This window comes from [Mycobacterium] manitobense (assembly GCF_025821665.1).
GTDB lineage: Bacteria > Actinomycetota > Actinomycetes > Mycobacteriales > Mycobacteriaceae > Mycobacterium > Mycobacterium arseniciresistens.
In genome coordinates this window covers 20,162-33,815 of the sequence record NZ_JACKSJ010000221.1, presented here as the reverse complement: position 1 = coordinate 33,815, position 13,654 = coordinate 20,162, and the positions used below count along the sequence as shown (strand labels likewise).

14 protein-coding genes are annotated in these 13,654 nt (G+C 70.9%); 6 read left to right on the top strand and 8 right to left on the bottom strand.

Going from position 1 to position 13,654, the window contains the following annotated elements; translation table 11 throughout:
- Positions 1-10 precede the first annotated feature (10 nt).
- On the bottom strand, positions 11-586 hold the full coding sequence (locus H7I41_RS24105; protein ID WP_264015142.1) for a TetR/AcrR family transcriptional regulator: 576 nt from the start codon (positions 584-586) through the stop codon (positions 11-13).
- Between the two features lie 86 nt (positions 587-672).
- On the opposite strand from H7I41_RS24105, the gene H7I41_RS24100 reads away from it, so the two are divergent.
- Positions 673-1,578, top strand: coding sequence for an SDR family oxidoreductase (locus H7I41_RS24100; RefSeq protein WP_264015141.1), 906 nt, complete (start codon positions 673-675; stop codon positions 1,576-1,578).
- On the opposite strand, the gene H7I41_RS24095 is transcribed toward H7I41_RS24100, so the two are convergent.
- From H7I41_RS24095 to H7I41_RS24080, 4 genes are read right to left on the bottom strand one after another with little or no spacing between them, the layout of a single operon-like run.
- Positions 1,575-2,009: a CoA-binding protein gene (locus tag H7I41_RS24095; protein WP_264015140.1), complete on the bottom strand. Its 435-nt coding sequence runs from the start codon at positions 2,007-2,009 to the stop codon at positions 1,575-1,577. The genes H7I41_RS24100 and H7I41_RS24095 overlap by 4 nt on opposite strands.
- Positions 2,006-2,680 (bottom strand): alpha/beta fold hydrolase, encoded by a 675-nt coding sequence (locus tag H7I41_RS24090; RefSeq protein ID WP_264015139.1) that lies wholly within the window; start codon positions 2,678-2,680, stop codon positions 2,006-2,008. Before H7I41_RS24090 ends, H7I41_RS24095 begins: the two co-directional genes overlap by 4 nt.
- 26 nt (positions 2,681-2,706) lie before the next feature.
- Positions 2,707-3,234: a helix-turn-helix domain-containing protein gene (locus H7I41_RS24085; RefSeq protein WP_372503797.1), complete on the bottom strand. Its 528-nt coding sequence runs from the start codon at positions 3,232-3,234 to the stop codon at positions 2,707-2,709.
- Positions 3,231-6,167, bottom strand: coding sequence for an MMPL family transporter (locus H7I41_RS24080; RefSeq protein WP_264015138.1), 2,937 nt, complete (start codon positions 6,165-6,167; stop codon positions 3,231-3,233). Before H7I41_RS24080 ends, H7I41_RS24085 begins: the two co-directional genes overlap by 4 nt.
- 322 nt (positions 6,168-6,489) lie before the next feature.
- On the opposite strand from H7I41_RS24080, the gene H7I41_RS24075 reads away from it, so the two are divergent.
- The 4 genes from H7I41_RS24075 (at position 6,490) to H7I41_RS24060 (ending at position 9,662) form a co-directional block, all read left to right on the top strand.
- Complete coding sequence (locus H7I41_RS24075; protein WP_264015137.1) at positions 6,490-7,023, top strand: hemophore; 534 nt, start codon at positions 6,490-6,492, stop codon at positions 7,021-7,023.
- 163 nt (positions 7,024-7,186) lie between these two features.
- The gene (locus tag H7I41_RS24070; RefSeq protein WP_264015136.1) at positions 7,187-7,573 is read left to right on the top strand and encodes a heme-binding protein; all 387 of its coding nucleotides are present in this window, start codon (positions 7,187-7,189) and stop codon (positions 7,571-7,573) included.
- Between the two features lie 63 nt (positions 7,574-7,636).
- Positions 7,637-8,305 (top strand): response regulator transcription factor, encoded by a 669-nt coding sequence (locus tag H7I41_RS24065; RefSeq protein ID WP_264015171.1) that lies wholly within the window; start codon positions 7,637-7,639, stop codon positions 8,303-8,305.
- A 4-nt stretch (positions 8,306-8,309) separates the two neighbouring features.
- Positions 8,310-9,662: a sensor histidine kinase gene (locus tag H7I41_RS24060; RefSeq protein ID WP_264015135.1), complete on the top strand. Its 1,353-nt coding sequence runs from the start codon at positions 8,310-8,312 to the stop codon at positions 9,660-9,662.
- Here the strand turns inward: H7I41_RS24060 and H7I41_RS24055 are convergent.
- Genes H7I41_RS24055 through H7I41_RS24045 form a run of 3 tightly spaced genes read right to left on the bottom strand, consistent with a single transcriptional unit; the run spans position 9,659 to position 12,376 of the window.
- Entirely contained in the window at positions 9,659-10,024 is a 366-nt protein-coding gene (locus H7I41_RS24055; RefSeq protein ID WP_264015134.1) for a DUF3054 domain-containing protein, read from the bottom strand. The genes H7I41_RS24060 and H7I41_RS24055 overlap by 4 nt on opposite strands.
- Positions 10,011-11,288 carry a M23 family metallopeptidase gene (locus H7I41_RS24050; protein WP_264015133.1) on the bottom strand — a complete coding sequence of 426 codons (1,278 nt, stop codon included), beginning with the start codon at positions 11,286-11,288 and terminating at the stop codon, positions 10,011-10,013. The genes H7I41_RS24055 and H7I41_RS24050 overlap by 14 nt, the downstream gene beginning before the upstream one ends.
- The gene (locus tag H7I41_RS24045; RefSeq protein WP_372503796.1) at positions 11,285-12,376 is read right to left on the bottom strand and encodes a lysylphosphatidylglycerol synthase transmembrane domain-containing protein; all 1,092 of its coding nucleotides are present in this window, start codon (positions 12,374-12,376) and stop codon (positions 11,285-11,287) included. The genes H7I41_RS24050 and H7I41_RS24045 overlap by 4 nt, the downstream gene beginning before the upstream one ends.
- Positions 12,377-12,489: 113 nt before the next feature.
- On the opposite strand from H7I41_RS24045, the gene H7I41_RS24040 reads away from it, so the two are divergent.
- On the top strand, positions 12,490-13,653 hold the full coding sequence (locus H7I41_RS24040) for an AI-2E family transporter (protein ID WP_264015132.1): 1,164 nt from the start codon (positions 12,490-12,492) through the stop codon (positions 13,651-13,653).
- Position 13,654: the final 1 nt, after the last annotated feature.

Genomic DNA, 13,654 nt, shown 5'->3' with positions numbered 1-13,654 from the left:
GCCGAACTCGCTAGCGGTCGAGTTCGCCTGCCACGGCGCTCACTTCGCGGACGACGTCCATGGCGATGGCCTCGAACGACCGCCGCTCGCCCTCGGCGATCCAGTGCGCGAACGCGATGCCGAACGCCATGACGGCGATCTGGGCCGCCACGTCCGCCGCCATGTCGTCGACGCCGCGGTTTCGCAGCGCGTCGCCCAGGGCGCGGCCGAGCCCGACGAGCTTGAGCGCCTCGCGCTCTCGAAGGGCGGGGTTGTCGTCGATGACGGACTGGCGCTTGCGGGAGTGCGGCCGGCGCTCGTCGTCGAAGAAACTCGATGACGACCGCAGTGCGCTGACCGCCAAGTCGATCGGCGACGCATCGGGGGGTGCGTCGTCCAGCCCGGCCAGGAAGGCGTCGGTCAACGCCTGCTGGCCGTGGAAGAGCACCTCGCGCTTGTCGCTGAAGTGGCGGAAGAACGTGCGCTCGGTGAGGCCGACGGCCTGGGCGATGTCGGTGGCCGTCGTCTGCTCGTAGCCACGGGCGGCGAACAGGTCGAGCGCGGCGTCCTGAAGCCGCTCCCGAGTTCCCGGCACCCACCTGACCATGGGGAGCAGTCTAAGTGATGACAGTAACTGACCTCACGTGTAGCGTCGGAGATGTCAGCAACTGACATCACCTGAGGAGATTCACCGTGCACGTCTTCATCACCGGAGCTTCCGGTTGGATCGGCAGCGCCGTCGTCGACGAACTGTTGCTCAACGGCCACGCCGTCAACGGGCTGGCCCGCTCCGACGCGTCCGCAGCTGCGCTCGAGGCCAAGGGCGTCGAGGTTCGCCGCGGCGACCTCGACGATCTGGACGCCATCCGATCCGGGGCCCGGGACGCCGACGCCGTCATCCACCTCGCCAACAAGCACGACTGGGCGGACATGGCGGGCACCAACGCCGCCGCACGAGCCACCACGCAGACCATCGGAGAAGCGCTCGTCGACACCGGCAAGCCGTTCCTGCTCGCGTCGGGACTGGCCGGTCTGACCGATGGCCGGGTGGCGACGGAGGGCGACGCCTCGCCGTTCCACGGCCCCGAGTCGGCGCGGGGCGGCAGCGAGAACCTGCTGCTCGACTTCGCCGACCGCGGAGTCCGATCGGTGGCGCTGCGCTTCGCGCCCACCACACACGGCACCGGCGACCATGGCTTCATCGCCACCCTGTGCCAGATCGCCCGCGATCGAGGCGTGTCCGGCTACCCCGGCGACGGACTCAACCGCTGGGCCGCAGTGCACGTCGCCGACGCCGCGCGGATGGTCGTGCTCGGCCTCGACAAGGCGCCCGCCGGCGCCCGGCTGCACGCCGTCGCCGAGGAAGGGATCCCCACCCGGGTGATCGCCGAGGCGATCGGCCGCGCATTCGATCTGCCCGTCGCAGCCATCCCAGCCGATCGCGTCGACGAGCACTTCGGCTGGATCGGTGGGTTCTTCAGTGCCGACATGGCCGCGAGTAGTGCTGCAACGCAACAACTCCTGGGCTGGACGCCCACCGGACCCACCCTGGTCCAGGACATCGACGGCGGCGCGTACCGGCCAGGCCGAAGCCGCTAGCGGTAGCGGGCGTAGTCGACCTTGAGGCAGCGGTCCATCACGACCTGCAATCCGGCCGCCGCGCCGTCGCGGGCCACCTGCTCGTCCCACAACCCCTGCTGCAGCCACAGCGTCTTCGGCCGCGGGTCGAGGGCGAGCACGTCACGCAGCACCGCGGGCAGTTCCTCACTGCGGCGGAACACGTCGACCATGTCGGGCACCACCGGAAGATCGGCCAGCGACGGGTAGGCGGGCACGCCGTCGACGTCGGTGATCGTCGGGTTGACCAGGTACAGCTCGTAGTGGCTCGACGCTCGCAGCGACTCCCACACGCCGTAGCTGGGGCGCATCGGGTTCGCGGAGGCGCCGACGATCGCCACGGTGCGGGTCTCGGCCAGGATGCGCCGCAGATCGTCGGCTTCGGGTTCGGTCCATTCGCCGGAGCTCGTCATGGCCTCAGCATTCCCAACAACCGGCCGGCCAACTCCTCCGGTCTGCTCAACGCCACCATGTGCCCGCCCGGCAGCTCCTCGATGTCGAGCCCCAGCCGTTCCCGGGCCAGCCGTCGCTGGAATTCCAGCGGGAACAGCCGGTCGTCGCGGCCGGCCAGCACGGCGGTCGGTACGTCCGGCCAGCGGTCGAGTGGCCAGGGCTGATCGAACGGCGTGTCGGACTGCGCGGGCTCCGGCGCGTTCGCCGCCTCGGCCCGCACCGCCTCGGGCACGTCGTGGAAGAAGTCCTCGTCGGGATCGAATGCCCTGCCGCCGAACCCGAGCCGTTCGAAGAGTGCGGCCATCGCGGCGGGCTGTCCGGTGGCCTCCCACCACTGCCTTGCCGTCTCACCGGCCGCGGGCACCATCGGGTTGACCAGCACCAGCAGCGCGGGCTCGAGACCGGCCGCCGCGATGGGAACGGTGTAGGCGCCCATCGAGTGCCCGACGAGGACCAGCGGTCGCGGGATGTCGCGTGCCGCCGCGCGCACGACGTCGGCGTAGATGAACAGGTCGGCGGTGTCGTCGTGGGTGGGCAGCTCGACCGCGACGGCGTGCATGCCGACCGACTCGAGGAGCGGCGCCACCCGGTGCCAGTCCCACGCGCTGCCGCCCCCGCCCGGCACGAGCACGAAGGACGCGGGAGCGCCGCCGGGCTTCAGTCCGGGCTGCCCTGCTGCTGCGGGCGAGCCATCTTCGCGAACCGGTCCGACAACCGGCGCATGCGGATCATCAGCGACGCCGACGGGCTGGTGCGGCCTTCGAGGAAGGCGCCGAAGTCCGTGGCGTGCACACCGATTCGCGACGCGAACTCCTGAGGGGACAGGCCGGAGCGCTTCAGCAGCAGCCGGACATGCCGCGCCACCTCGGTGCGTTCGTCGGCCTCGAGCTGCTCACGGGTGCGCACCAGCACCTCGGCCAGCGCCTTGGACACGCCGTAGGGCCGCGCCTTGTCCAGCACCTCTTCGACCTGACGGGCCGTGCGGCCGTAGGGATCGCGCTTGATCGCGGTGACGATGCGCTGCCAGACGGTCAGGTCGTCGGTTTCCAGCGCGGCGCGGATCGCTGCGGTGGACCAGAACTCGACAGGGCGCTCGTCGACCGGGGCCCGCCGGGGCGGCGTCGGGCGGCCACGCGGAGGACCGGGATCGCGGCGGAATTCCCGCACGTCCGGTGTCACCGTCACCTCGCCTCCTCCAGCATGGCCACGGCCACCGACAGGCAGCGCTGCCTGACCGTGGCCCAGTCGGCCTCCGCATCCGGGTCCGACATCACCGAATCGTGCTCGTCGGACGGCTGCGGGTCGGCCAGGCGGCGCACCAGCTGGGTGGCCACCCACTGCTTTCTCGCGTGCTGCCCACAGTAGTACCGGTCCATCCCGGCCAGCACCACAGCGGCGGTTTGAGTTTCCATGGACTCGACCAGATCGGCAAACTCTGCGTAGTCATGGCTGCTGTTCCGGCACATGATCAGGTAGCTCGCCAGGCGCAACGTCTCGGCACCGGTCGGGATCTGCAACCGGTCGCCGGTCGGCAGCTGGACGTTGGTGGTCTCCACCGGGCTGCGCCGCTCGACCGGCGGCCGGTCGGTGTCGGCCTCGGTCTCCAGGGCGTCGAGCGCCACCGACAGCCGGCCCCGCCACATCGTCACCGGATGCACGGGCAGCGTGGTGCGCACCGTCCTGCCGTTACCGTCGGAGCCGTTGCGCCCGTTGCGGCCGCCGCCCACCCTGGCGGCCGTCCGGATCCTCGAGGTGTCCGCGCCGCGGACCCGGCGCATCGCCTGCTTGATCGGCTGGCAACCACTGAACGCCAATGGATCGGCCACGGTGATCGTCTGTGGCGCAAGGTTTTTCAGGCGTGCGGCAGACCGGACCATCATCCGTAGGTCCGCGCCGCTCGGGCCGAGCGCCGAGATGTCGTCGGGGATGATGACCAGGTCGTCGATCTCGACCTTGGGCAGCGGCTTCTCGAAGTCGACCGACGGCAGCAGCCGATCGAGCCAGCTCGGCAGCCACCAGTTCCACTGGTCGAACATCGCCATCAAGGCCGGCACCAGCACCAGCCGCACCACGGTCGCGTCGACGGCGATCGCCACCGCGCACGCCACCCCGAGCTGCGCGACGAGCGGCATGCCGGCGAAGGCGAAGCCGATGAACACCGCGATCATGATCAGCGCCGCGCTGGTGATGGTGCGGGCGCTGGTGCTGACGCCGTAGGCGACGGCGTCGCGGGTGTTGCCGGTCTGCAGGAACCGCTCCCGGATGCGGGTGAGCAGGAAGATCTCGTAGTCCATCGACAGGCCGAACGTCATCGCCAGCACCAATGGCGGAATGGTGCTGTCCAGCGACGGGATCCTCTCGAATCCCAGGGCCTCGAACCAGCCCCACTGGAACACCACGACGAGGCTGCCGTACGCGGCGGCCACCGAGAGCACGGTCATCAGCACGCCCTTGAGGGCGAGCACCACCGACCGGATCGAGATCAGCAACATCAGGAACGCGATCAGGGAGACGAAGGCGAACACCAGCGGCTGTTTCGCCGACACCTGGTCGTCGAAGTCCTTGATCAGCGCGGTCGGCCCGCCGACGTCGATGTTGACGCCCTCACCCGCCACCGGAGGCAGCTTCTCGCGCATCCAGTCCACGGTCTGGCGGGCGCCGTTGTCCTCCGGGTCCACCGATAGCACAGCCGAGAGCAGCGCGCTCCTGTTGTCGGCGGAGAACACCGGCGGGGAGACCGACATGATGTTCGGCGCCTTGGCCATCTCCTGGCGCACGGTGTCGATGATGTTGGCGTTGTTCGTGCCCGCGGCGTCGCCGCCGGGGAAGCCGACCAGCACGCGCACCGGGCCCAGGGCGCCGGCTCCGAGCGCCTCGGCCGCCGCGTTGACGCCGCCCCGGATCTCGTGGGTGGGTTCGAACTGCCGCTGCATGCTGTTGCCGAGTTGCATCGAGAAGGCCGGCGCCGCGAGCACCAGCAGCAGCGCGGTGGCTCCCAGCGCGGCGATCCACGGCCGCCGCATGACCCAGCCGGTCCAGCGGGTCCAGAACCGGGACTGGGCGACGTCGGGCCGTCGGGACCAATGCAGGTAGGACGATCGCTTGGCCGCCGACCGCCCGAACGTCGCCAGCACGGCGGGTGTCAGCGTGGTCGAGGCCAGCACCGCCACGGCCACCGCGAGGATCGCGCCGGTGGCCATCGAGACCAGCACCGGGGTGTCGATGAGATAGATGCCGGTGACCGAGGCGATGACCGTCAGCCCGGACAGCACCACGGCCAGCCCGGAAGTCGCCATCGCCGCGTCGGCCGCCTGCTGCGGGTCTCGGCCGGCGCGCAGTTCCTCGCGGAAGCGCATGAGGATGAACAGGGAGTAGTCGATGGCCAGCGCGATGCCGAACATCGACACCGTGGAGGCGACGAACACCGACATGGTGGTCACCGTCGACAGCGCATAGACCACGCCCATCGTGACCACCACGGTGCACAGGCCGAAGACGAGCGGGACCGCCGCGGCCGCCAGCGAGCCGAACACCGCCAGCAGCACGATCAACACGATCGGCAGGTTCCACTTCTCGGCCTGGCCGATGTCGGTCTTGATGGCCTCCGACGCCGCGGCGCCCAGGGCGCCCTGGCCGATGACGTACAGCTTGACCCGGCCGCCCTCGACCTCGCCGGGCTCCTCGCCGTCGATGCCGACCTTCTTGCGCAGCTGCTTGGCGATGTCGGTGGCGCCGCTGTTGTCGAAGCCGAGCTGCAGCGTGAGGACGTAGGGGCGGTCCGGCTGGGGCGCGGGCTGCTGCGGGTTGGGCATGATCTTGACGCTGGGCACCTGCGCGGCGATCTGCTCGAGGTGGGCCACCGCGGCGTTCATGTCGCCGTAGGAGGCGTCGGCGCGCGGAGAGGCGACCAGGGCCAGCGGCGACGCGCCCTGATCCGGGAACTGGTCCTCGAGTTCGTACTGCACGTGCAGCGACTGCGAGCCCTCGACCTCGAAGCCGCCACCGGTCAGATTCGACGAGTGGTTCAGGGCGAGGTAGACCGCAGGCACCAGGAGCAGCAGCCATACCGCGAACACGGCCCAGCGAAATCTGCGCAGCGTGCCGCTGAGGCGCATCATGAACTGCTGGATGGCGGACTCCCCATGTCGTGCCCGGCGTTGCCCCTGTGTTTCAGCGTGAGCGTACCCCGTCATCAGGTACGCTCGCCCGCTCTTGGAATCGCCCGGTGGCCCGCCGTTCGTTACAGCGCCTGCCCGCCGGGTTGTGGCCGTCACCTGCGAGTCTGCTGTCAGGATTCGGCACCGCGCGGTTCTTGATGGCAAGATGTGCCCGGGTTGTACGTCGGGTCGGGGACACCACGCCGTCCGATCGCAAGGTTTGCCGGGCCCTCGAAAGCGTCGTCTGACGCCCGAGAGTGTCCGCGAATCGTAAGGAGCGTCCATGAAGTCCACCGCCACCGGGCTGCGCCGCGGCCTGCTCGCCGCCTTCGTCGCCACCGCAGCGGCAGGTGCCGCGCTGACCGGGCCGTCGGCCGTCGCGGCACCCGATCCGTGCGCGGCCAGCGAGGTGGCCAAGACCATCGGCACCGTCGCCAACGACACCGGTGAGTACCTCGACGCGCACCCGCAGACCAACGCCGCGCTGACCACCGCGTCGCAGTCGCAGGGCGGTCCGCAGTCGCTGGCGGCGCTCAAGAGCTACTTCGACGCCAACCCCGAGGTCGCCGCGGACATGCAGGAGCTGCAACGGCCGCTGACGAACCTGTCCGGACGGTGCAAGCTGCCGGTCACCCTTCCGCAGGTGATGGGCCTGATGCAGGCGGCACAGTCGCAGACGGCGACGTCGCCGGCAACGCTGCCCGGCGCGCAGACCCCTCGCCTGCCTGGGTCGCTGTCGCCGGCCCAGTCGTCGCCGGTGTCGGCGGCCACCCAGGCCACCCAGGGCACCGGTCCGCTGCCGGGTCCCTACCGCTAGACACCGCGCGGCGCAGCCCGTGGCAGCGCCCGTGGACCTGCGGATTCCGCGTTTTTGATATTGGATGGCCGCAAGGCAGGAAACTCTCCGCCGATTCTGATTAGCTTTGCGTTACCGATAACCGCCCATGGTTACGGCCACTCCAAGATGAAGGAGTTCGTCCATGTTGCTCTCTGCCCGTACCGCACGGCGCGCGGTAGCCGGCGCGGTCGGCGCTGGCTCGGTTGCCGGTGCGATGTTGTTCGGTGCGCTGCCCGCGGCCTCGGCCCAGCCGGCACCGCCGGCGCCGAACTGCACCGCCGCCGATCTGGCCGGTGTGGCCGCAGGCGTCTCCGCCTCGACGTCGGCGTACCTGTTCACCCACCCGGACGTGAACAACTTCTTCACCAGCCTCGAGGGCAGGCCGCGCGAGGAGATCCGCACCGAGGTGCAGAAGTACCTCGACGCCAATCCGGTGGTGAAGGGCGAACTGACCTCCATCCGGCAGCCGTTGGTCGACCTGAAGAATCGCTGCGGCGACACCAACGGCGACGGCCTCGCCGACAGCTAAGCCAGCGTTCGCGTGGCTACTGGGCTGCCCGCGCAGCAGGAGGGCGCGGGCCGCACAGTGCTGATGGTCGACGACGACCCGGACGTGCGAACCTCCGTCGCCCGCGGACTGCGGCTGTCGGGATTCGATGTCCGGGTCGCTGCGACCGGCAAGGAGGCGCTGCGGCTGCTCTCCAACGAAACCCATGACGCACTGGTGCTCGACGTCCAGATGCCCGAGCTCGACGGTGTCGCGGTGGTGACGGCGCTGCGCGCGCTGGGCAACGAGATCCCGATCTGTGTGCTGTCGGCGCGCGACACGGTCAACGACCGCATCGCGGGACTGGAAGCCGGCGCCGACGACTACCTGACCAAGCCGTTCGACCTCGGTGAGCTCGTCGCGCGGCTGCATGCCCTGCTGCGGCGGGCCAGCCACTCCGACCAGCCGTCGGACACGCTGGTGGTGGGGCCGCTGACCATCGACACCGCCCGCCGGCTGGTGTTCGTCGACGGTGAGCGGGTGGAGCTCACCAAGCGGGAGTTCGACCTGCTGACCGTGCTGGCCGAGAACGCCGGCGTCGTGCTGTCCCGGCAGCGGCTGCTCGAGCTCGTCTGGGGTTACGACTTCGACGTCGACACCAACGTCGCCGACGTGTTCATCTCGTATCTGCGGCGCAAGCTGGAACGCGACGGCCTGCCGCGGGTGATCCACACGGTGCGCGGCATCGGATACGTGTTGCGGGACGAGCCGTAGCGCGGTGTGGTTCTCGCGGGCCTTCCGCCGCATCAGCTCGGCGTCGCTGCGGACCAGGGTGGCCATCGCGTCGGCGGCCGCCGCCTCGGCCGTGGTCGCCGCATTCACGATCCTGACGTCGCTGGTGCTGGCCAACAACGACGCCGCCCAGCTGGACCGCCGGCTCGACTCGATCGTCGACGCCAGCATGTATCCCGAACAGCTGCAGGATCCGCGCCGCGGCGTCCTCACCACCGGCCGATCCCGCTCGACCGGGCAGGTGGTGTTCCAGCGCGGCTTCCAGCTGCCGTCCCTTCCGCCGGGCACCGAGACCGTCGAGGTCAACGGGCTCGAGTACCGGGTCCGCACGCTGCCCGTCGACCAGGAGGGCGGGGTGCTGGTGTCGATCGGTCTGCGGGCCGACAGCATCCTGCTGAGCAGCGCGCGGATCCCCGAGTACGCCCTCGTCGGGGTGGTCACCGTCCTGATCGCCGCCGGGCTGGGCTGGTTGCTGGCCGGGCCCGCCATCCGCCCGCTGCGCAAGCTGACCGAGCACACCTCCCGGCTCGGCAAGGGCAGCGACGAGATGCCCGCGGTGCACGGCGTCCGGGAGGCCGAGGAGCTCTCCGAGGCGATGGCGGGGATGCTGGCGCGTCTGGCCGCCGCTCAGCAGGCCACCACCAATTCGCTGCAGGCCGCCCAGGACTTCGCCGCCAACGCCGCGCACGAACTGCGCACGCCGCTGACGGCGATGCGGGCCGACCTGGACACCCTGCGCATCCACGACCTCCCCGAGGAGGAGCGCGCCGAGGTGGTGGCCGACCTGGCCCGGGCGCAGCGCCGGGTGGAAGCCATCATCACCGCGCTCGGGCAGCTGGCGTCCGGTCAGCTCGCCCAGGACGAGGACCGGGAACTGATCGACGTGACCGACCTGCTCGACCGGGTGGCGCGGGAGAACCGCCGCGCGGGCGCCGGGGTGGAGATCGTCGTCGAAGCCGACGACGCGCTCGGCATGGTGTGGGGCTGGCCGGGTGGGCTGCGGCTGGCCGTGGACAACCTGGTCCGCAACGCCGTGACACACGGCGGGGCGACGCGGGTGGTGCTGGCGGCGCACCGGAGGGCGGGCTCGGCAGGACAGGGCGAGCTGACGATCGTGGTGGACGACGACGGCCGCGGGCTGCCCGCCGACGAACAGGGAACGGTGCTCGGCCGGTTCCGGCGGGGCAGCACCGCTGCCCCGGGTGGCTCCGGCCTCGGGCTGGCCCTGGTGGCTCAGCAGGCCGCGCTGCACGGCGGGTCGATCCGGCTCTCCGACAGCCCGCTGGGCGGGCTGCGCGCCACGCTCACGGTGTCGACGGCACCCGCGCAGGCGGACTAGCGCCGCGACGCCAGCAGCGCTGCCGCGCGCCAGCCGAGCAGCAGCACGGCGGTCGTCACCGACGCCACCACGATGAAGCTCGTCGCGGTGCCCTGGCCGGTGGCCTTGCGCAGCACCATCCCCACGGCCACGGTGCACACCCACACGATCACGCCGGTCGGGGCGAGGGACAGCGGGCGCCGCCACCCGCGGACCACCAGCCAGCCGACGGCGGTGCCGACCAGGAACGGCCAGGCGGTGTGCGCGATGCCCGCCGCGGTGAGCCCCTCCTCGTGACTGCGCCGGCCGAGCGTGCAGAACACCGTCACGCAGACGGCGTCGGCGATCAGCGCGAGGGCCGCCGGGCGACTACCGGTCCGCATAGGTCATCACGTCGAGGAACAGCGGCATGACGTCAGTCTCGTCGGCGGCGGCGAAGCCGGGCTGCCTGGGTGCCGGCTTGCTGTCGAAGAGGCCGTCGATCGCAGCCGGGGACGCGAGGCGGGAGTCGAGGCGGTAGGACGAGAACACGAACGGCAGCCCGTCCGACAGCAGCGGGTCGGGCGTGTTCATCACGTGGAAGTGCAGGTGCGGCGCGTCGGTGTTGCCGGTGTTGCCCAGCGATGCGATCACCTGGCCGGTGGTGAGCCGGTCCCCGGGCTTCACCTTGACGCTGCCGGTCTTCAGGTGCGCGTAGAAGGCGTAGTTGCCGTCGCCGAGGTCCTGCACGATGTGGTTGCCGCCGTACTGGTCGAGCGGCAGGCCGGTGGGGCTGGCCCCGGCCACCTGTTCGGGGAGATCGTCGACGACCGCGACCACCGGCCCGTCACCCACCGCGTGGATGTCGGCGCCGAAGTAGGGGTAGCTCTCCAGCTTGGCCCTGTCGCCGGTGAACAGCAGGCCGTCCGGCTGCAGCTGGACGTAGTCGATCGCGAAACGCTCTGCGCCCCAGAGTTTCCCGTTCAGGCCGTTGAGTGCCATCCGGTGCGGCGTCATGTCGCAGCAGCCGTTGCCGTCGAGCCAGTTCGGCCCGCGCAGCGGTGGTTCGATCACCACCGGCTTGCGGTTCTGGACGGTGACCGGCGCGACGTCCTCGGTCATCGTCGCCGGCAGCAGCGGCGGCATGGGTTGCGCGAGAGTCAGTTTCAGGCGGTGGGTCAGCTCGGCCGGGATGTCGGCGGGTGCGCCGTCGGCCTTCCGGTCGATGGCCACGTCGAGCCAGACCTTCGCGCTCTGCCCCGGCCCGAGCTTGGTGGTCGGCGCGGGGGCGGGCGTGCCCACCGGCCGGGTCCAGTAACCCAACCGGTCGCCGGCGAGTTCGAGCAGCGTGGTGTCGCCGGACCGGACCTCCAGCGCGTCCATCGTCACCTCGCTCGGCAGCTGGTTGGTGAGCACGAGTTCGTACGCCAGGTGGTCCCTGCCGTCGGTGCCGGGCACCGGTATCGGGTCGGCGACGGCGTCGACGAGCACCGGGCTCACCTGCGCGGGGGCCTGCGCCGGCCGGTCGGACGTGCCGCTCGGCGAGGGGCTCGCCGCCGGGGGTGGCGTGCCGGTGTCCGCGGGTTCGTCCTGCGACGTCGAGCAGGACGTGACGACTATCGACAGCGCACCCAGAAGTGCAGCGGCACAGCGTATTCCGACGGTCAAGAAAGCTCCTCTTCCCGGGGTTGGCGCGGCGCGTCCGGGTCGATGTCCTTCTCGGTGCGGAACATGAAGAAGAACACCACCCAGCCGATCGCGGCGATGAAGATCCAGCTCACCAGTCGATAGATCAGCATGGCCGAGATGGCCGAGGCCAGCGTCATGCCGCTGGAGACCAGGCCGGGCACCAGCACGGCCTCCACCACCAGCAGCCCACCCGGCATCAGCGGGATCGAGCCGACGGCGCGGGCCGCGGCGTACGCGACGGTCACGCCGGCCAGCCCGGGATGTCCCCCCGCGGCGTAGCAGGCGAACGCCAGGCAGGCCACGTCGGCGATCCAGTTGAACAGCGACCAGCCGAAGGCGACGCTGAGATCGCGGCGGCCCAGCTGTACGGATTCGAGCTGGTTCAGCGTCGCCCGCCACGTGCCGAGGCCGGTTTCGACGGGCCTGCCGCGCACCTGGTTGGCCCAGCCGAGTACGCGTACCGCGATCCCGTCGATCAGCTCCGGCCGGGTGGCGACCGCCTGGGCCAGCAGCACGATGGCGAGGAAGCCGCCGAGGGAGAAGATCAGCGACAGCGGGTTCTTGCTGGCGCCCAGCATGAACGCCCCGCCGAGCCCGAGCAGTGCCAGGCCGACCACCTGCAGCACTCCCGACATCACCAGCTGCCAGGACGCCACCACCGGCGACGCGCCCCACATCCGCTGCTGGCGGTACACGAAGGTGGCCGAGAGCACGGGGCCGCCGGGCATCGTGGTCGACAGCGCGTTGCCGGCGTAGAACGCCGCCTCGGACCGCCACTGCCGCACCGTCACCCCGGCTGACTCCAGCAGTGTTCGCTGGATCTGGGCGAAGCTGTGCATCGACGCCATCGCCGCGACGACGGCGGCGAGCACCCACCACCAGTTCGCCGAGATGAGGCTCTTCCAGGCCTTCGCCAGCTGATCCCACACCAGCACCAGCTCGACGGTCAGCACCGTCACCGCGACGCCGATCAGCACCCACCGCAGCCACCAGTACCTGCTGCGGCCGGAAGCCACCCGGCTGGCACGTTCCGGCTGTGCGCCGGCGGCCGGGGCGTCGTCGGACACGACTTACAGGGTAACGGCGCAGGTACCGCGTTTGACGCCGCTGCGCCGGGCGCGTTTCGCCCCGTCCGCGCGCGGTGCCGGGCGGATGGTCCGGTGGCGGCTACGCTCGCGGCATGTCAGCAGGTCTGGGTGCCGATCCGCTCGCCGACAGCGCGGTCACGCCGTTCGTCCGCAAGGCCGCCGCCTGGGCGTGGCGACTGCTCATCCTGTTCGCCGCGCTCCTGGCGCTGCTGTGGCTGGTCAAACGGCTCGAGGTGATCTTCGTGCCGGTCGCGCTGGCCACCATCATCGCCGCGTTGCTGATGCCCGCCGTCGACTTCCTCGACCGCCGCGGGGCCCCGCGCGGGGGCGGGGTCGCGCTGGTGATGCTCAGCGGGATCGCGGTGGTGGGCGGGCTGCTGACGTTCGTCGTGAGCCAGTTCATCGAGGGCGCCCCCGCCCTGGTGGCCGAGGTGACGCGAAGCATCGACGGCGTCCGCGGATGGCTGGTCGACGGGCCGCTGCACCTGAGCCGCGACCAGATCGACAACGCGGGCAACGCGGCCATCGAGGCGCTGCGCGACAACCAGGAGCGGCTCACCACCGGCGCGCTGTCGACGGCGGGGACCATCACCGAGATCCTCACCGGCGCGCTGCTGGTGCTGTTCACGCTGATCTTCCTGCTGCACGGCGGCCGGAACATCTTCGGCTTCGTCACCCAGATCTTCCCCGAGGACGTCCGGGGACGCGTCCGCGACGCCGGCCGGGCGGGCTTCCACTCGCTGATCGGCTACATCCGGGCCACGTTCCTGGTCGCGCTGGTCGACGCGGTGGGCATCGGCGCCGGTCTGGCCATCATGGGCATCCCGCTGGCGCTGCCGCTGGCGTCGCTGGTGTTCCTCGGCGCGTTCGTCCCGCTCATCGGCGCGGTGATCACCGGATTCCTCGCGGTGATCGTGGCCCTGCTGGCCAAGGGCTTCGTGTACGCGCTCATCACGCTCGGCCTGATCATCGCCGTGCAGCAGCTGGAGGCGCACGTGCTGCAGCCGCTGGTGATGGGCCGCGCGGTGTCGATCCACCCGCTCGCGGTGGTGTTGGCCATCGCGGGGGGCGCGGTGCTGGCCGGCATCGTCGGCGCGCTGCTCGCAGTGCCGACGATCGCGTTCGTCAACAGCGCGGTGCGCGTGCTCGTCGCGTCCGATCCCGAGGCGGAGGCCGAGGCGCTGGAGGAGGACGACGGGCCGCGGATAGACGCCGAACCCGACGACGTGGGACCGCAGCCACTCGACGACGAGTGAT